The organism is Pseudomonas sp. FFUP_PS_473 (assembly GCF_002858665.1).
In the GTDB taxonomy this organism is placed as follows: Bacteria; Pseudomonadota; Gammaproteobacteria; order Pseudomonadales; family Pseudomonadaceae; genus Aquipseudomonas; species Aquipseudomonas defluvii.
This window is the reverse complement of the sequence record NZ_PJQQ01000002.1, coordinates 197,865-213,912: the sequence shown is the minus strand read 5'-3', so window position 1 is coordinate 213,912 and position 16,048 is coordinate 197,865. Positions and strand designations below refer to the sequence as shown.

The window sequence follows — 16,048 nt, the reverse complement described above, 5'->3', positions numbered from 1 at the left end:
TTTTTTATTGGGTTGACACCCAACTGGGGCGTCTATAGAATCACGCCTCCTTTTAACGGGCGTAGTGCGCCCGGTGGGAATAGCAGCCTGGAGTCTGAAATCCAATGCAAAATCAGCAAATCCGTATCAGGTTGAAGGCTTTTGACCATCGCCTGATCGACCAATCCACCCAGGAAATCGTGGAAACCGCGAAACGTACTGGTGCTCAAGTGCGTGGTCCAATTCCACTGCCTACCCGTAAAGAGCGGTTCACCGTTCTGGTCTCCCCGCACGTCAACAAAGACGCGCGTGACCAGTACGAGATCCGTACTCATAAGCGCGTACTGGACATCGTCCAGCCAACGGATAAAACCGTTGATGCACTTATGAAGCTTGATCTTGCGGCAGGTGTGGAAGTGCAGATCAGCCTCGGCTAAGACTCGGGTCTTAGTCGTGTAACGCTCTGAAATGGGCGGCCATAGCGGGTGAAAGCCCCGTACACTCATGAGGTTTACAACATGACTATTGGTGTAGTCGGTCGTAAATGCGGTATGACCCGTATTTTCACCGAAGAAGGTGTCTCCATTCCGGTCACGGTCATTGAGATCGAGCCGAATCGCGTCACCCAGTTCAAAACTGAAGAAACCGATGGCTATCGTGCAGTGCAAGTCACTGTAGGTGAGCGTCGTGCTTCGCGCGTGACTGCTGCTCAAGCAGGTCACTTCGCTAAAGCGAACGTTGCCGCTGGTCGCGGTGTCTGGGAATTCCGCCTTGAAGAAGGCGAGTACCAGGCTGGCGACTTGATCAATGCTGAACTCTTCGCTGCAGGCCAACTGGTAGATGTTACCGGTCAGTCCAAAGGTAAAGGCTTTGCCGGTACCATCAAGCGTTGGAATTTCCGCGGTCAAGATAACACCCACGGTAACTCCGTTTCCCACCGCGTCCCGGGCTCTATCGGCCAGTGCCAGACTCCTGGTCGTGTATTCAAGGGCAAAAAAATGTCCGGTCATATGGGCGCCGAGCGCGTGACCGTTCAGTCCCTCGAAGTAGTGCGCGTCGACGCTGAACGCAATCTGTTGCTGGTCAAGGGTGCCGTTCCTGGCGCTACTGGCGGCGATCTGGTTGTGCGTCCGGCTGCCAAGGCTCGCGGTTAAGGGGAAGCTGACATGCAACTAAATGTAAATGACGCTCAAGCGATCGAAGTTTCCGAACTGACTTTCGGCGGCGAATTCAACGAGACGCTGGTTCACCAAGCAGTCGTGGCCTACATGGCTGGCGGCCGTCAGGGTACCAAGCAGCAGAAAACCCGTTCCGACGTTGCTGGTGGCGGTAAGCGCCCATGGCGTCAGAAAGGTACTGGCCGTGCTCGTGCCGGTACTATCCGTAGCCCAATCTGGCGTGGCGGCGGTACCACTTTCGCAGCTCGTCCTCAGGATCACTCGCAGAAGCTCAACAAGAAGATGTACCGCGCAGCACTGCGCTCCATCCTCGCTGAGCTGGTGCGTACCGACCGTCTGGTCGTGGTTCAGGACTTCGCTGTTGAAGCACCGAAAACCAAAGACCTGCTGAACAAGCTGAACGGTATGGGTCTGACCGACGTACTGATCGTTTCTGAGGCTGTTGATCAGAATCTGTACCTGGCTGCTCGCAACCTGCCGCACGTCGATGTACGTGACGTACAAGGTTCCGATCCGGTCAGTCTGATCGCATACGACAAAGTGTTGATCACTGTGTCGGCCGTGAAGAAATTCGAGGAGCTGCTGGGATGAACCAGGAACGCGTATTTAAAGTTCTACTTGGCCCGCACGTTTCCGAGAAGGCCACGGTTCTGGCTGAGAAGAAAGGCCAGTTCGTATTCAAGGTTGCTACTGATGCAACCAAGCTGGAAATCAAGAAGGCTGTCGAAGGTCTGTTCGGTGTCAAGGTCGAGAACGTCACTACCGTGAACGTTCTGGGTAAGACCAAGCGCACCGCTCGTGGTCTGGGCAAGCGCAATGACTGGAAGAAGGCGATCGTATCCCTTCAGCCAGGCCAAGATCTCGATTTCAGCAGCAGTGCTGAGTAAGGAAGGGGTGCATCATGGCAATCGTTAAATGCAAACCGACTTCCCCTGGCCGCCGTTTCGTGGTCAAGGTGGTCAACCAGGAGCTGCATAAAGGCGCTCCTCACGCACCGCTGCTCGAGAAGAAATCGAAGACTGGTGGTCGTAACAACAATGGCCGCATCACTACTCGTCACGTAGGTGGTGGTCATAAGCAGCATTACCGTATGGTCGACTTCCGTCGCAACGACAAGGACGGCATCGCCGCAACTGTCGAGCGTATTGAATACGATCCAAACCGTACTGCTCACATCGCACTGCTGTGCTATGCAGACGGCGAGCGCCGCTACATCATCGCCCCTAAAGGCGTGAGTGCTGGCGACCAGCTGATCGCAGGTGCTCTGGCTCCAATCAAGCCAGGCAACTCCCTGCAGCTGCGTAACATCCCAGTGGGTAGCACCATTCACGGCATCGAACTGAAGCCGGGCAAAGGTGCACAAATCGCTCGTTCCGCTGGTGCTTCGGCTCAGCTGATCGCTCGCGAAGGTGTCTACGTGACCCTGCGTCTGCGCTCTGGTGAAATGCGTAAAGTCCTGGCTGAATGCCGTGCGACCCTGGGTGAAGTCTCGAACTCCGAGCACAGCCTGCGTTCGCTGGGTAAAGCTGGTGCTAAACGCTGGCGTGGCGTTCGCCCAACCGTTCGTGGTGTTGCCATGAACCCGGTTGACCACCCGCACGGTGGTGGTGAAGGTCGTACCTCCGGTGGTCGTCATCCGGTATCGCCATGGGGCTTCCCGACTAAGGGTGCTAAGACTCGTGGTAATAAGCGTACCGACAATATGATCGTCCGTCGTCGCAAGTAAATAGAGGGATACGACAGTGCCACGTTCTCTGAAAAAAGGTCCTTTTATTGATCTTCACCTACTGAAGAAGATCGAAGTGGCGGCGGAAAAGAACGATCGCAAACCAGTTAAAACCTGGTCGCGCCGTTCCATGATCCTGCCACAAATGGTCGGTTTGACCATCGCGGTACACAACGGTCGCCAACACGTCCCAGTTCTCGTGAACGAAGACATGGTCGGCCATAAACTGGGCGAGTTCGCCGGTACCCGCACCTACCGCGGGCACGTGGCTGACAAGAAAGCCAAGCGTTAAGGGGTAAGGAAATGGAAGTAGCCGCTAAGTTGTCGGGCGCTCGCATCTCCGCCCAGAAAGCCCGCTTGGTCGCCGACCAGATCCGCGGGAAGAAGGTGGGCGAAGCGCTCAACCTGTTGGCCTTCAGCAGCAAGAAAGCCGCTGAAATCATGAAGAAAGTCCTCGAGTCGGCCGTAGCCAACGCCGAGCATAACGAAGGCGCAGACGTTGATGACCTGAAGGTCTCCACCGTTTTCGTCAACGAAGGGCGTTCGCTGAAGCGTATCATGCCGCGTGCCAAAGGCCGCGCTGATCGCATCGTCAAGCGGTCTTGCCATATCACTGTCAAGGTTGCGGACAAGTAACGGAGTCGATCAGATGGGTCAGAAAGTACATCCCACTGGCATTCGCCTGGGAATCGTCAAGGAGCACACCTCCGTCTGGTATGCAGACGGTCGGACTTATGCGGACTATTTGCTCGCAGATCTGAACGTGCGTGAGTATCTCCAAGACAAACTAAAAAGCGCGTCCGTTAGCCGTATCGATATCCATCGTCCGGCCCAAACTGCACGCATCACCATCCACACCGCTCGTCCAGGTATCGTTATCGGGAAGAAAGGTGAGGATGTTGAAAAACTGCGTCAGGACCTGACCAAGCAAATGGGTGTGCCTGTGCACATCAATATCGAAGAGATCCGCAAGCCGGAACTCGACGGTATGCTGGTTGCTCAGAGCGTAGCTCAGCAGCTGGAGCGTCGTGTGATGTTCCGTCGCGCCATGAAGCGCGCTGTACAGAACGCCATGCGTATTGGTGCCAAAGGCATCAAAATCCAAGTGAGCGGTCGTCTCGGCGGTGCTGAAATCGCACGTACTGAATGGTATCGCGAAGGTCGTGTGCCACTGCACACCCTGCGTGCCGATATCGACTATGCCACCTACGAAGCTCACACCACTTATGGTGTGATCGGTGTCAAGGTTTGGATCTTCAAAGGCGAAGTTATCGGTGGTCGCCAAGAAGAACTGAAACCACAAGCACCAGCGCCTCGTAAAAAAGCTGCTAAGTAAGGGGTACGCCAAATGTTGCAACCAAAGCGTACAAAATTCCGCAAGCAGATGACCGGCCACAACCGTGGTCTGGCACTGCGCGGTAGCAAAGTCAGCTTCGGCGAATTTGCTCTGAAAGCTGTTGCTCGCGGTCGTCTCACCGCTCGCCAGATCGAGTCGGCACGTCGTGCTCTGACTCGTCACGTAAAACGTGGCGGCAAGATCTGGATCCGTGTATTCCCGGACAAGCCGATCTCCAAGAAGCCTCTCGAAGTGCGGATGGGTAAAGGTAAGGGTTCCGTGGAGTACTGGGTTGCCCAGATCCAGCCAGGCAAAGTCCTGTACGAGATCGAGGGTGTTTCTGAAGAGCTGGCGCGTGAGGCATTCGCCTTGGCGGCTGCAAAGCTGCCTCTCGCCACCTCCTTTGTTAAGCGGACGGTGATGTGATGAAAGCGAATGAACTTCGTGACAAATCAGCACAGCAACTGAACGAGCAACTGCTCGGCTTGCTGCGCGACCAGTTCAATCTGCGCATGCAGAAAGCAACTGGCCAGTTGGGGCAGTCGCACCTGCTCTCGCAAGTTAAGCGTGACATCGCTCGCGTGAAAACTGTGCTCAACCAGCAGGCAGGTAAGTGATCATGGCTGAAGCTGAAAAAACCGTCCGTACGCTGACTGGCCGTGTCGTCAGCGACAAAATGGACAAGACCATCACCGTACTGATCGAGCGTCGCGTTAAGCACCCGATCTACGGTAAATACGTTAAGCGTTCGACTAAGCTGCACGCGCACGACGAAACCAATCAGTGCCACATCGGCGACAAGGTCTCCATTCGCGAGACCCGTCCGCTGGCCAAGACCAAGTCCTGGGCACTGGTTGAAGTTCTCGAACGCGCTGTTGAAGTCTAAGGGCTAAGGGTCGGAGAAATTTTATGATTCAGACTCAATCCATGCTCGATGTGGCCGATAACAGCGGCGCTCGTCGCGTCATGTGCATCAAGGTGCTCGGCGGTTCCCACCGTCGTTACGCCGGTATCGGTGACATCATCAAAGTAACCGTCAAGGAAGCAATTCCTCGCGGTAAAGTGAAAAAGGGCCAGGTGATGACTGCTGTTGTAGTCCGCACCCGTCACGGCGTTCGCCGTGCCGATGGTTCGATTATCCGCTTTGATGGCAACGCTGCTGTTCTGTTGAACAACAAGCAAGAGCCAATCGGCACCCGTATCTTTGGGCCAGTGACCCGTGAACTTCGTACTGAGAAGTTCATGAAGATCGTCTCGCTCGCCCCAGAAGTGCTGTAAGGAGATCCGACATGCAAAAGATTCGTCGTGACGACGAGATCATCGTGATCGCCGGCAAAGACAAAGGTAAGCGCGGTAAGGTGCTGAAGGTGCTCGCTGATGACCGTCTGGTCGTTGGTGGGATCAACCTGGTGAAGCGTCATACCAAGCCTAACCCTATGTCGGGCGTACAAGGCGGTATCGTCGAGAAAGAAGCGCCACTGCACGCTTCCAACGTCGCCATTTTCAACGGCGAAACCAACAAGGCTGACCGCGTTGGTTTCAAAGTAGAAGAAGGCAAAAAAATTCGTGTCTTCAAGTCGACCCAAAAAGCGGTTGATGCTTGAACACTGCTAGGTAGAAGACCATGGCACGACTGAAAGAGATTTATCGGAAGGAAATCGCTCCCAAGCTTAAGGAAGAACTTAAGCTGGCGAACGTGATGGAAGTTCCGCGCGTTACCAAAATCACCCTGAACATGGGTCTGGGCGAAGCGATCGGCGACAAAAAAGTCATCGAGCACGCTGTTGCTGACCTGGAAAAGATCACCGGTCAAAAAGCCGTTGTGACTTTCGCACGGAAATCCATCGCGGGCTTCAAAGTCCGTGAGGGCTGGCCGATTGGCGTTAAAGTTACTCTGCGCCGCGATCGTATGTACGAATTCCTGGACCGCCTGCTGGCGATCTCCCTGCCTCGGGTTCGCGACTTCCGCGGCCTGAATGCCAAGTCCTTCGATGGTCGTGGCAACTACAGCATGGGCGTGAAAGAGCAGATCATCTTCCCGGAAATCGATTACGACAAGATCGATGCTCTCCGCGGTCTGGACATTACCCTGACCACTACTGCTCGTACGGATGACGAAGGTCGCGCCCTGCTGCGTGCTTTCAAATTCCCGTTCCGCAACTGATTGGAGTAGGAAAATGGCCAAGAAGAGCATGAAAAACCGCGAGCTGAAGCGTCAGCTCACGGTTGCTAAATACGCCAAGAAGCGTGCTGAGCTCAAAGCTACCATCGTTAATCTGAATGCAACTCCAGAAGAGCGTTGGGCAGCTGCTGTAGCTCTGCAGAAGCAGCCACGTGACGCAAGCGCCTCTCGCATGCGTAACCGCTGCCGCATCACCGGCCGTCCACACGGCGTTTACCGCAAGTTCGGCCTGGGCCGTAACAAGCTGCGTGAAGCAGCAATGCGCGGTGACGTTCCAGGTCTGGTTAAAGCCAGCTGGTAAGACGTGCCGACAGTGTCCTGGCGGAGGAGGAGCAATCTTCCGACCGCCGGTGACCTGGCAACGAAACAAGCCCCTTATGGGGCTTGTTTCGTTTCTGGGATGTGTCTAGAATGACCGGCTCACCTGAGCCCGGGTTTTTCCTGGGTCGTTCGGGTGTCTGTAGTAGCCGAAAGGCTAATTATTCTTGTATCAGGAGCGTCTAGCCCATGAGTATGCAGGACCCGTTAGCGGACATGCTAACTCGAATCCGTAATGCCCAGATGGCTGAAAAGTCCGTCGTAAGCATGCCTTCTTCTACCCTGAAGGTGGCTGTAGCCAAAGTTCTGAAAGACGAAGGTTACATCGCGGGTTACCAGGTCAGCAGCGAAGTTAAACCGTCGCTGTCCATCGAGCTGAAATACTTCGAAGGCCGTCCAGTCATCGAAGAAGTCAAGCGCGTAAGTCGTCCAGGCCTGCGTCAGTACAAGTCCGTCGAAGAACTGCCGAAAGTACGTGGCGGTCTGGGCGTGTCTATCGTCTCCACCAACAAAGGTGTGATGACTGATCGTGCTGCGCGCGCTGCCGGTGTCGGCGGCGAAGTTCTCTGCACTGTGTTCTAAGGGGGGATAAGCATGTCTCGCGTCGCTAAGAACCCCGTAAAGCTGCCAGCAGGCGTCGAAGTTAAGTTCGCCGGCCAACAGCTTTCGGTGAAGGGTGCCAAGGGCACTCTCGAACTGAATGTTCACTCGTCCGTAGAAGTCGTCGAAGAAGCCGGTGAGCTGCGTTTCGCTGCTCGCAATGGCGATCAACAGACTCGCGCCATGGCCGGTACTACCCGTGCTCTGGTTAACAACATGGTCCAGGGCGTAAGCCAAGGCTTCGAGCGTAAGCTCCAGCTGGTCGGTGTTGGTTACAAGGCTCAGGCCAAAGGCGAAGTGCTGTCCCTGGCTCTCGGTTTCTCCCACCCGGTTGATTATCAGCTGCCGCAAGGCGTCACTGCTGAGACCCCAAGCCAGACCGATATCCTGATCAAGGGCATCGATAAGCAACTGGTTGGTCAAGTGGCCGCTGAAATTCGCGATTTCCGTCCGCCAGAGCCTTACAAAGGTAAGGGTGTGCGTTACGCGGATGAAGTCGTCCGTCGTAAAGAAGCCAAGAAGAAGTAGGGCCTAGCAAATGACCGACAAAAAAGTTACTCGACTGCGTCGCGCTCGCAAAGCACGTCTGAAAATGCACGAGCTCGAAGCCGTGCGTCTCTGCGTGTTCCGCTCTTCGCAGCACATCTACGCCCAGGTCATTTCGGCCGACGGCAGCAAAGTCCTGGCCAGCGCCTCGACTTTGGACAAAGAACTGCGTGATGGCGCCACTGGCAACATCGACGCGGCCACTAAGGTTGGCAAGCTGGTTGCCGAGCGTGCGAAAGCCGCTGGCGTTTCTCAAGTTGCTTTCGACCGTTCTGGCTTCAAGTACCACGGCCGTGTCAAGGCACTGGCTGATGCTGCTCGTGAAGGCGGGCTGGAGTTCTAAGTTATGTCAAATAACGACCAAAAGCGCGACGAAGGCTACATCGAGAAGCTGGTTCAAGTTAACCGCGTAGCTAAAACCGTAAAAGGCGGCCGTATCTTCACTTTCACCGCGTTGACCGTGGTTGGTGATGGTAAAGGTCGTGTTGGCTTCGGCCGTGGCAAGTCGCGTGAAGTGCCTGCTGCGATCCAGAAGGCAATGGAAGCTGCTCGTCGCAACATGATTCAAGTGGACCTGAACGGCACCACTCTGCAGTACGCTACCAAGGCCGCCCACGGCGCCTCGAAGGTTTACATGCAGCCTGCCTCTAACGGTACCGGTATCATCGCTGGCGGCGCAATGCGTGCTGTCCTGGAAGTTGCTGGTGTTCAGAACGTTCTGGCCAAGTGCTACGGTTCGACCAACCCAGTGAACGTGGTTCATGCCACTTTCAAGGGTCTGAAAGCCATGCAATCTCCTGAGTCCATTGCCGCCAAGCGTGGCAAGAGTGTTGAGGAGATCATCTGATCATGGCTACCGTTAAAGTAACGTTGATCAAAAGTACCGCTGGCCGTCTGCCTAACCACAAACTGTGTGTTAAAGGCCTTGGTCTGCGTCGCATCGGTCACACTGTAGAAGTCCTGGATACTCCCGAGAACCGCGGGATGATCAACAAGGCTTACTACATGCTGCGCGTCGAGGGTTAATCGATGAAACTCAATGATCTGAGTCCAGCGCCGGGTTCCCGTCGCGAGAAGCATCGTCCGGGTCGTGGTATCGGTAGCGGTTTGGGTAAGACTGGTGGCCGTGGCCACAAAGGTCAGACCTCCCGTTCCGGTGGCACCATCGCTCCAGGCTTTGAAGGCGGTCAACAGCCGCTGCATCGTCGTCTGCCGAAGTTCGGCTTCGTTTCGCTGAAAGCCATGGACCGCGCAGAAGTGCGTCTGTCCGAGCTGGCTAAAGTGGAAGGCGACGTCGTCACCGTGCAATCCCTGAAGGATGCCAACGTGATTAACCAAAACGTACAGCGCGTGAAAATCATGCTGTCCGGTGAAGTTACTCGCGCAGTCACCATCAAGGGCGTCGCTGCCACCAAAGGTGCGCGTGCGGCTATCGAAGCAGCTGGCGGCAAGTTCGAGGAATAAATGGCTAAGCAAGGTGCTCTCTCTTCGCTCGGCAAGGGCGGGATGTCTGAACTCTGGGCTCGTCTGCGTTTTCTGTTCCTGGCGATTATCGTCTATCGGATCGGCGCACACATCCCTGTTCCAGGTATCAATCCGGACCGGCTGGCGGAACTGTTTCGACAGAATGAGGGGACCATTCTTAGCTTGTTCAACATGTTTTCCGGCGGCGCGCTGGAGCGGATGAGCATCTTTGCATTGGGGATCATGCCGTACATTTCGGCATCGATCATCATGCAGCTGATGACCACCGTCAGCCCGCAGCTGGAGCAGTTGAAGAAGGAAGGTGAATCTGGCCGTCGCAAGATTAGCCAGTACACCCGCTACGGCACCGTCGTTCTGGCGCTGGTTCAAGCTATTGGCATGTCCATTGGCTTGGCCGGTCAGGGCGTAGCGTTTTCTGCTGATTTTGGCTTCCATTTCGTTGCGGTCTCCACTTTTGTGGCGGGCGCGATGTTCATGATGTGGCTGGGTGAGCAGATCACGGAGCGCGGTGTCGGCAACGGTATCTCGATGTTGATCTTCGCGGGTATCGTTGCCGGTCTTCCGAGAGCAATCGGGCAGTCTTTCGAGTCTGCGCGTACGGGTGATATCAACATTATCGCCCTGATCGTTATCGGTCTTCTGGCAGTAGCGATCATCGGTTTTGTGGTGTTCATTGAGCGTGGTCAGCGTCGTATCGCCGTTCATTACGCCAAGCGTCAGCAGGGCCGTAAGGTCTTTGCTGCGCAGACCAGCCACCTGCCGTTGAAGGTGAACATGGCCGGGGTTATCCCAGCCATTTTCGCGAGCAGCATCTTGCTGTTCCCGGCTTCGCTGGGTGCCTGGTTCGGTCAGTCCGAAGGTATGGGCTGGCTGCAGGACATCTCGGAGTCGATCGCTCCTGGTCATCCATTGAATATTCTGCTGTTTAGTGCAGGGATCATTTTCTTCTGCTTCTTCTATACGGCGTTGATGTTCAATCCGAAAGACGTAGCGGAAAACCTGAAGAAGTCCGGTGCCTTTATTCCGGGCATCCGTCCAGGCGAGCAGTCGGCGCGCTACATTGATGGCGTTCTGACCCGTTTGACCATGTTCGGTGCTCTTTATATGACGGCCGTCTGCCTTCTGCCCCAGTTCCTGGTGGTGGCTGCAAACGTTCCGTTCTACCTTGGCGGGACCTCGTTGCTGATTGTGGTAGTGGTTGTGATGGACTTCATGTCCCAAGTACAATCGCACCTCGTTTCGCACCAGTACGAATCCCTGATGAAGAAAGCCAACCTGAAAGGCTACGGTGGCAGCGGTCTGCTGCGTTGATAGTCCCTTAAGGTTCGAGGAGTTGGTGATGAAAGTTCGTGCATCGGTGAAAAAGCTGTGCCGTAACTGCAAAATTATTCGCCGCGAAGGTGTCGTTCGAGTAATTTGCAGCGCGGAACCACGTCACAAACAGCGCCAAGGCTGAGTGTGATCTGTGCTTCAAGCCCAGCAGCTAGTGCGCTGCTGGGTTGATTATTTGTTTCTACAGCGATATTATCTCGCGCCCTATTTCTTGGCTTCCGGGGCGTAGGTAGCTGTCAATTGGAGTCCCACTGAATGGCCCGTATTGCAGGCGTCAACATTCCAGATAACAAGCACACTGTTATCTCGCTGACCTACATCTATGGTGTTGGTCGCACTACTGCACAGAAAATCTGTGCAGACACTGGGGTCAACCCAGCCGCAAAGATCAAAGATCTGAGCGACGAGCAGATTGAACAGCTGCGTAGCGAAGTTGCGAAGTTCACCACCGAAGGTGATCTGCGTCGCGACATCAACATGAAAATCAAGCGGTTGATGGACCTGGGCTGCTACCGCGGTCTGCGTCATCGTCGGGGTCTGCCAGTACGCGGTCAGCGTACCAAGACCAACGCGCGTACCCGTAAAGGTCCGCGTAAGCCGATCCGCAAGTAATCGCACCAGCGAATCGACAGGAAAATAGACATGGCAAAACCTGCTGCTCGTCCTCGTAAAAAAGTCAAAAAGACAGTGGTTGATGGGATCGCCCACATCCACGCGTCTTTCAACAACACCATCGTGACCATCACCGATCGTCAAGGTAACGCACTGTCGTGGGCTACCTCCGGCGGTTCGGGTTTCCGTGGTTCGCGCAAATCCACCCCGTTCGCGGCCCAAGTTGCTGCAGAGCGTGCTGGTCAAGCTGCGCTGGAGTACGGTCTGAAAAACCTCGACGTTAACGTCAAGGGTCCAGGTCCAGGTCGTGAGTCCGCTGTTCGTGCTTTGAACAGCTGTGGCTATAAGATCGCCAGCATCACCGACGTGACGCCAATCCCGCACAACGGGTGCCGTCCGCCGAAGAAGCGCCGCGTGTAATCAGGAGACAGATAAATGGCACGTTACATTGGTCCAAAATGCAAACTGTCTCGTCGTGAAGGCACTGATCTGTTCCTGAAGAGCGGCGTTCGCGCTCTGGAATCGAAGTGCAACATCGAAGCAGCCCCAGGTATTCACGGTCAGCGTCGTGGTCGTCAGTCCGACTACGGCACCCAGCTGCGTGAGAAGCAAAAAGTCCGTCGTATCTACGGCGTTCTCGAGCGTCAGTTCAGCGGTTACTACAAGGAAGCAGCCTCCAAGAAGGGTGCTACCGGCGAGAACCTGCTGCAACTGCTCGAGTGCCGTCTGGACAACGTCGTTTATCGTATGGGCTTTGGCGCTACTCGTGCCGAATCCCGTCAGCTGGTTTCGCATAAAGCGATCAGCATCAACGGCAAGACTGTAAACGTTCCGTCCTACCAAGTTCGTCCGGGTGACGTGGTCGCAGTTCGCGAGAAATCGTTGAACCAGCTGCGCATTGTTCAAGCCCTTGAACTGTGCGCCCAGCGTGGCCGCGTTGAGTGGGTAGAAGTAGATGCTGCTAAAAAATCCGGTGTTTTCAAGAACGTCCCGGCTCGCAGCGACCTGTCTGCCGACATCAACGAAAACCTGATTGTCGAGCTCTACTCCAAGTAAGGGCTAGAAAATAGGTGCATCCATGCAGATTTCGGTAAATGAGTTTCTGACGCCCCGCCACATTGATGTGCAGGTCGTCAGTCCAACCCGCGCCAAGATCACGCTCGAGCCTCTCGAGCGTGGCTTCGGCCATACCCTGGGCAACGCGCTGCGTCGCATCCTGTTGTCCTCTATGCCTGGCTGTGCAGTAGTCGAGGCCGAAATTGACGGCGTACTCCATGAGTACTCGGCAATTGAAGGTGTACAGGAAGATGTTATTGAGATCCTGTTGAACCTGAAAGGCCTGGCTATCAAACTGCATGGTCGTGACGAAGTTACGCTGACCTTGTCGAAAAAGGGTTCGGGGGTGGTTACCGCTGCCGATATTCAGCTGGATCATGATGTCGAGATCGTTAACCCCGATCACGTAATCGCTAACCTGGCGTCTAACGGCGCTTTGAACATGAAGCTCACCGTAGCTCGTGGTCGTGGTTATGAGCCGGCCGATTCGCGTCAGAGCGATGAAGACGAGAGCCGCAGCATTGGTCGCTTGCAGCTTGACGCTTCGTTCAGCCCGGTTCGCCGTATCGCCTACGTGGTGGAAAACGCCCGTGTCGAGCAGCGTACCAACCTGGATAAGCTGGTTATCGATCTGGAAACCAACGGTACTCTGGATCCTGAAGAGGCAATCCGTCGTGCAGCAACCATTCTGCAACAGCAGTTGGCTGCGTTCGTCGACCTCAAAGGTGACAGTGAGCCTGTGGTAGTGGAGCAGGAAGACGAGATCGATCCGATCCTGCTTCGCCCGGTTGACGATCTGGAATTGACCGTACGTTCGGCCAACTGCCTGAAGGCGGAGAACATCTACTACATCGGCGATCTGATTCAGCGCACCGAAGTAGAGCTGTTGAAAACTCCGAACCTGGGTAAGAAGTCCCTGACTGAAATCAAGGACGTTCTGGCTTCCCGTGGTCTGTCCCTCGGCATGCGCCTCGACAACTGGCCGCCTGCAAGTCTTAAGAAAGACGACAAGGCGACTGCCTGATCGTCGTAATCACCGAACGTAAGTTTGGTAAGGAATGAACCATGCGTCATCGTAAAAGTGGTCGTCACCTGAGCCGCACCAGCGCGCACCGCAAAGCCATGTTCCAAAACATGGCGGTGTCGCTGTTCGAGCACGAGCTGATCAAAACTACCCTGCCTAAAGCCAAGGAACTGCGCCGCGTTGCCGAGCCGCTGATCACCCTGGCCAAGGAAGACAGCGTAGCTAACCGTCGTCTGGCCTTCGACCGTACTCGTTCGAAAGCCATCGTTGGTAAGCTGTTCAACGATCTGGGCAAGCGCTATGCCACCCGTCAGGGCGGCTACCTGCGTATCCTCAAGTGCGGTTTCCGCGCTGGCGATAACGCACCTATGGCGTACGTCGAGCTGGTTGATCGTCCTGTCGGTGGCGTAGTAGAAGCTGCTGAGTAAGACGAACAGTCTGAAACAAGGAACCGGGCCTAGTGCCCGGTTTTTTGTTTTCATGCTGATTGAAATAAACTATTAATCTTGATTAATTAATGAATTTGATCGTGTCGTCTTCATGCTCAATACTCCCTCTCAGCCGACTAGCCGGCAGCATTATTCTGAAAAGGGAGAGAGCATGAGCCAGAACAAGACACTGACCACCGCCAGCGGTGCTCCGGTTGCCGATAACCAGAACTCGCGTTCTGCCGGCCCACGTGGTCCGCTGCTGCTGGAAGATTTTCACCTGATTGAAAAGCTCGCGCACTTCAACCGTGAGAACATTCCGGAGCGTCGTGTACATGCTAAAGGCTCGGGCGCTTATGGCACCTTCACCGTCATCCGGGATATCAGCCAATACACCAGTGCCAAACTGTTCGAGGCAGTAGGCAAGCAGACGCCAACGTTCTTGCGATTCTCTACGGTGGGCGGCGAGCGGGGCTCTGCCGATACCGAGCGCGATCCTCGTGGGTTTGCCGTGAAGTTCTACACCGAGGAAGGTAACTGGGACATTGTGGGCAACAACACGCCGGTTTTCTTCATTCGGGACCCGCTGAAGTTCCCCGACTTCATCCATACCCAGAAGCGCTTGCCACAAAGTAACCTGAAGAGCCCGCAGGCGATGTGGGACTTCTGGTCGCATTCGCCAGAGGCATTGCACCAGGTCACCATCCTGTTCTCTGATCGGGGCATTCCGGATGGCTACCGTCATATGCACGGCTTTGGTAGCCATACCTTCAGCCTGATCAACGCGGCTGGTGTGCGTCATTGGGTCAAGTGGCACTTCAAGACCAAGCAAGGTATCAAGAACCTGGCGCCGGCCGAGGCGACTCGCCTTGCTGGCACCGATCCGGACTACGCCCAGCGGGATCTGTTCGAGGCCATTGAGCGAGGCGACTTCCCTAAATGGAGTGTCTGTATCCAGGTCATGACCGAGGATCAGGCCGCTGCGCACAGCGATAACCCATTCGATGTCACCAAGACCTGGTCGCAGAAGGCGTTCCCGCTGATTGAAGTGGGTGAGCTTGAGCTCAATCGTAACCCGCTGAACTACTTTGCCGAGGTTGAGCAGGCGGCTTTCGCGCCGAGCAATCAGGTGCCGGGTGTTGGCCTATCGCCAGACCGTATGCTGCAGGGGCGTGTGTTCGCTTATGCCGATGCTCACCGCTACCGTGTAGGGACCAACCATCAGCAGTTGCCTGTTAACGCTCCGAAGAGCCCTGTGAACAGTTACCAGCGTGATGGTGCGATGGCCCTGGGCAGTAATGGCGGAGCAGCGCCGAACTATGAGCCAAACAGCTACAGCAACGCCCCCAAGCAGGCGCCTCAGTACGCCGAACCAGCGCTTGCACTCAATGGCGCTGCGGACCGTTACGATCATCGTGAGGATGGTGACTACTACAGCTATGCCGGTGCCCTGTTCCGTTTGATGAACAGTGAACAGAAAGCGCTGCTGATCAGTAATATCGCGGGCGCGATGAAGGGTGTGTCGCAGGATGTTGTTCAACGTCAGTTGCAGCACTTCCTCAAGGCTGATGCGGCCTACGGTGAAGGTGTCGCCAAGGCGTTGGGGGTCAAACTGGCATAAGTCGAAGTGATAAGCAGAACCGCCCGCATTAGGGCGGTTTTTCAATGCAATTGACTACTGTTTGCGCCCCTTTTTACCTGATTTTACGTTAATCGCAGTGACCTCTCCGTCATCCTGGTTCACACTGTCACTTTCACTTAGGGAGAAGCAGGGCGATGCAAGGTCACCCGGACGTAATCGACTACCTCAACACGTTGCTGACGGGAGAACTGGCGGCACGTGATCAGTATTTCATCCACTCACGCATGTATGAAGACTGGGGCTTGAGCAAGCTCTACGAGCGTATCAACCATGAGATGGAAGAAGAGGCACAACACGCTGACGCCCTGATTCGCCGTATTCTCATGCTTGAAGGCACACCGCGTATGCGTCCTGACGATCTGGACATCGGTGCTACCGTGCCGGATATGTTCGCAGCCGATTTGCGCCTCGAGTACAAAGTCCGTGCAGCACTGTGCAAAGGCATCGAGTTGTGCGAGCTGCACAAGGACTACATCAGCCGCGATATCTTGCGTGCGCAACTGGCTGACACCGAGGAAGATCACACCTACTGGCTGGAGAAGCAGTTGGGCCTGATCAAGTCCATCGGCCTGGAAAACTACCTGCAATCGCAGATGTAGTTCGC

At 55.3% G+C, this 16,048-nt stretch carries 30 protein-coding genes; all 30 read left to right on the top strand.

Translation table 11 applies throughout. The annotated features are described in order from the left end of the window. Nucleotides 1–104 precede the first annotated feature (104 nt). Complete coding sequence (rpsJ, locus tag CYD26_RS02435; protein WP_003186070.1) at nucleotides 105–416, top strand: 30S ribosomal protein S10; 312 nt, start codon at nucleotides 105–107, stop codon at nucleotides 414–416. An 81-nt stretch (nucleotides 417–497) separates the two neighbouring features. Next, a complete protein-coding gene (gene rplC, locus CYD26_RS02430; RefSeq protein WP_065759211.1) occupies nucleotides 498–1,133 on the top strand; it encodes a 50S ribosomal protein L3 in 636 nt (211 codons plus the stop codon). Between the two features lie 12 nt (nucleotides 1,134–1,145). Beyond that, on the top strand, nucleotides 1,146–1,748 hold the full coding sequence (gene rplD, locus CYD26_RS02425; RefSeq protein WP_065759207.1) for a 50S ribosomal protein L4: 603 nt from the start codon (nucleotides 1,146–1,148) through the stop codon (nucleotides 1,746–1,748). Further along, on the top strand, nucleotides 1,745–2,044 hold the full coding sequence (gene rplW / locus CYD26_RS02420) for a 50S ribosomal protein L23 (protein ID WP_065759206.1): 300 nt from the start codon (nucleotides 1,745–1,747) through the stop codon (nucleotides 2,042–2,044). The genes rplD and rplW overlap by 4 nt, the downstream gene beginning before the upstream one ends. Nucleotides 2,045–2,058: 14 nt before the next feature. Next, on the top strand, nucleotides 2,059–2,883 hold the full coding sequence (rplB, locus tag CYD26_RS02415; protein WP_065759205.1) for a 50S ribosomal protein L2: 825 nt from the start codon (nucleotides 2,059–2,061) through the stop codon (nucleotides 2,881–2,883). A gap of 16 nt (nucleotides 2,884–2,899) precedes the next feature. Then, a complete protein-coding gene (gene rpsS, locus CYD26_RS02410; RefSeq protein ID WP_002555486.1) occupies nucleotides 2,900–3,175 on the top strand; it encodes a 30S ribosomal protein S19 in 276 nt (91 codons plus the stop codon). Between the two features lie 11 nt (nucleotides 3,176–3,186). Beyond that, on the top strand, nucleotides 3,187–3,519 hold the full coding sequence (rplV, locus tag CYD26_RS02405) for a 50S ribosomal protein L22 (RefSeq protein ID WP_003103908.1): 333 nt from the start codon (nucleotides 3,187–3,189) through the stop codon (nucleotides 3,517–3,519). Between the two features lie 13 nt (nucleotides 3,520–3,532). Beyond that, nucleotides 3,533–4,219, top strand: coding sequence for a 30S ribosomal protein S3 (gene rpsC, locus CYD26_RS02400; RefSeq protein WP_010220308.1), 687 nt, complete (start codon nucleotides 3,533–3,535; stop codon nucleotides 4,217–4,219). A 12-nt stretch (nucleotides 4,220–4,231) separates the two neighbouring features. Next, nucleotides 4,232–4,645, top strand: a complete 414-nt coding sequence (gene rplP, locus CYD26_RS02395; protein ID WP_003255479.1) for a 50S ribosomal protein L16 — start codon at nucleotides 4,232–4,234, stop codon at nucleotides 4,643–4,645. Beyond that, the gene (rpmC, locus tag CYD26_RS02390) at nucleotides 4,645–4,836 is read left to right on the top strand and encodes a 50S ribosomal protein L29 (RefSeq protein ID WP_065759204.1); all 192 of its coding nucleotides are present in this window, start codon (nucleotides 4,645–4,647) and stop codon (nucleotides 4,834–4,836) included. The genes rplP and rpmC overlap by 1 nt, the downstream gene beginning before the upstream one ends. 2 nt (nucleotides 4,837–4,838) lie before the next feature. Further along, on the top strand, nucleotides 4,839–5,105 hold the full coding sequence (rpsQ, locus tag CYD26_RS02385; RefSeq protein ID WP_008374160.1) for a 30S ribosomal protein S17: 267 nt from the start codon (nucleotides 4,839–4,841) through the stop codon (nucleotides 5,103–5,105). A gap of 23 nt (nucleotides 5,106–5,128) precedes the next feature. Next, nucleotides 5,129–5,497 (top strand): 50S ribosomal protein L14, encoded by a 369-nt coding sequence (rplN, locus tag CYD26_RS02380; RefSeq protein WP_002555479.1) that lies wholly within the window; start codon nucleotides 5,129–5,131, stop codon nucleotides 5,495–5,497. An 11-nt stretch (nucleotides 5,498–5,508) separates the two neighbouring features. Next, complete coding sequence (gene rplX / locus CYD26_RS02375) at nucleotides 5,509–5,823, top strand: 50S ribosomal protein L24 (protein ID WP_008374158.1); 315 nt, start codon at nucleotides 5,509–5,511, stop codon at nucleotides 5,821–5,823. A 20-nt stretch (nucleotides 5,824–5,843) separates the two neighbouring features. Beyond that, nucleotides 5,844–6,383 (top strand): 50S ribosomal protein L5, encoded by a 540-nt coding sequence (rplE, locus tag CYD26_RS02370; protein ID WP_009397500.1) that lies wholly within the window; start codon nucleotides 5,844–5,846, stop codon nucleotides 6,381–6,383. Nucleotides 6,384–6,396: 13 nt separating this feature from the next. Further along, the gene (gene rpsN / locus CYD26_RS02365; protein WP_065759203.1) at nucleotides 6,397–6,702 is read left to right on the top strand and encodes a 30S ribosomal protein S14; all 306 of its coding nucleotides are present in this window, start codon (nucleotides 6,397–6,399) and stop codon (nucleotides 6,700–6,702) included. 206 nt (nucleotides 6,703–6,908) lie between these two features. Further along, nucleotides 6,909–7,301, top strand: a complete 393-nt coding sequence (gene rpsH / locus CYD26_RS02360; protein WP_010220313.1) for a 30S ribosomal protein S8 — start codon at nucleotides 6,909–6,911, stop codon at nucleotides 7,299–7,301. A 12-nt stretch (nucleotides 7,302–7,313) separates the two neighbouring features. Beyond that, nucleotides 7,314–7,847, top strand: a complete 534-nt coding sequence (gene rplF / locus CYD26_RS02355; RefSeq protein WP_065759202.1) for a 50S ribosomal protein L6 — start codon at nucleotides 7,314–7,316, stop codon at nucleotides 7,845–7,847. Nucleotides 7,848–7,857: 10 nt separating this feature from the next. Further along, on the top strand, nucleotides 7,858–8,208 hold the full coding sequence (gene rplR, locus CYD26_RS02350; protein WP_011531893.1) for a 50S ribosomal protein L18: 351 nt from the start codon (nucleotides 7,858–7,860) through the stop codon (nucleotides 8,206–8,208). Nucleotides 8,209–8,211: 3 nt separating this feature from the next. Further along, nucleotides 8,212–8,712 carry a 30S ribosomal protein S5 gene (rpsE, locus tag CYD26_RS02345; protein WP_065759201.1) on the top strand — a complete coding sequence of 167 codons (501 nt, stop codon included), beginning with the start codon at nucleotides 8,212–8,214 and terminating at the stop codon, nucleotides 8,710–8,712. 2 nt (nucleotides 8,713–8,714) lie between these two features. Next, the gene (gene rpmD / locus CYD26_RS02340) at nucleotides 8,715–8,891 is read left to right on the top strand and encodes a 50S ribosomal protein L30 (RefSeq protein ID WP_010220317.1); all 177 of its coding nucleotides are present in this window, start codon (nucleotides 8,715–8,717) and stop codon (nucleotides 8,889–8,891) included. A 3-nt stretch (nucleotides 8,892–8,894) separates the two neighbouring features. Further along, nucleotides 8,895–9,329, top strand: a complete 435-nt coding sequence (rplO, locus tag CYD26_RS02335) for a 50S ribosomal protein L15 (protein ID WP_065759200.1) — start codon at nucleotides 8,895–8,897, stop codon at nucleotides 9,327–9,329. Beyond that, nucleotides 9,330–10,661 (top strand): preprotein translocase subunit SecY, encoded by a 1,332-nt coding sequence (secY, locus tag CYD26_RS02330; RefSeq protein ID WP_065759199.1) that lies wholly within the window; start codon nucleotides 9,330–9,332, stop codon nucleotides 10,659–10,661. A gap of 28 nt (nucleotides 10,662–10,689) precedes the next feature. Then, nucleotides 10,690–10,806: a 50S ribosomal protein L36 gene (gene rpmJ / locus CYD26_RS02325; RefSeq protein WP_002555468.1), complete on the top strand. Its 117-nt coding sequence runs from the start codon at nucleotides 10,690–10,692 to the stop codon at nucleotides 10,804–10,806. Nucleotides 10,807–10,937: 131 nt separating this feature from the next. After that, nucleotides 10,938–11,294 carry a 30S ribosomal protein S13 gene (gene rpsM, locus CYD26_RS02320; protein ID WP_095159996.1) on the top strand — a complete coding sequence of 119 codons (357 nt, stop codon included), beginning with the start codon at nucleotides 10,938–10,940 and terminating at the stop codon, nucleotides 11,292–11,294. A gap of 30 nt (nucleotides 11,295–11,324) precedes the next feature. Further along, nucleotides 11,325–11,714 (top strand): 30S ribosomal protein S11, encoded by a 390-nt coding sequence (gene rpsK, locus CYD26_RS02315; RefSeq protein ID WP_065759197.1) that lies wholly within the window; start codon nucleotides 11,325–11,327, stop codon nucleotides 11,712–11,714. 15 nt (nucleotides 11,715–11,729) lie between these two features. Continuing rightward, entirely contained in the window at nucleotides 11,730–12,350 is a 621-nt protein-coding gene (gene rpsD, locus CYD26_RS02310; RefSeq protein ID WP_065759196.1) for a 30S ribosomal protein S4, read from the top strand. A gap of 22 nt (nucleotides 12,351–12,372) precedes the next feature. Further along, on the top strand, nucleotides 12,373–13,374 hold the full coding sequence (gene rpoA, locus CYD26_RS02305; protein WP_017901544.1) for a DNA-directed RNA polymerase subunit alpha: 1,002 nt from the start codon (nucleotides 12,373–12,375) through the stop codon (nucleotides 13,372–13,374). Nucleotides 13,375–13,415: 41 nt separating this feature from the next. Next, nucleotides 13,416–13,802, top strand: a complete 387-nt coding sequence (gene rplQ / locus CYD26_RS02300) for a 50S ribosomal protein L17 (RefSeq protein ID WP_065759195.1) — start codon at nucleotides 13,416–13,418, stop codon at nucleotides 13,800–13,802. Between the two features lie 172 nt (nucleotides 13,803–13,974). Beyond that, on the top strand, nucleotides 13,975–15,423 hold the full coding sequence (locus CYD26_RS02295; RefSeq protein ID WP_102051726.1) for a catalase: 1,449 nt from the start codon (nucleotides 13,975–13,977) through the stop codon (nucleotides 15,421–15,423). 155 nt (nucleotides 15,424–15,578) lie between these two features. Beyond that, entirely contained in the window at nucleotides 15,579–16,043 is a 465-nt protein-coding gene (bfr, locus tag CYD26_RS02290) for a bacterioferritin (protein ID WP_065759193.1), read from the top strand. Nucleotides 16,044–16,048 lie beyond the last annotated feature (5 nt).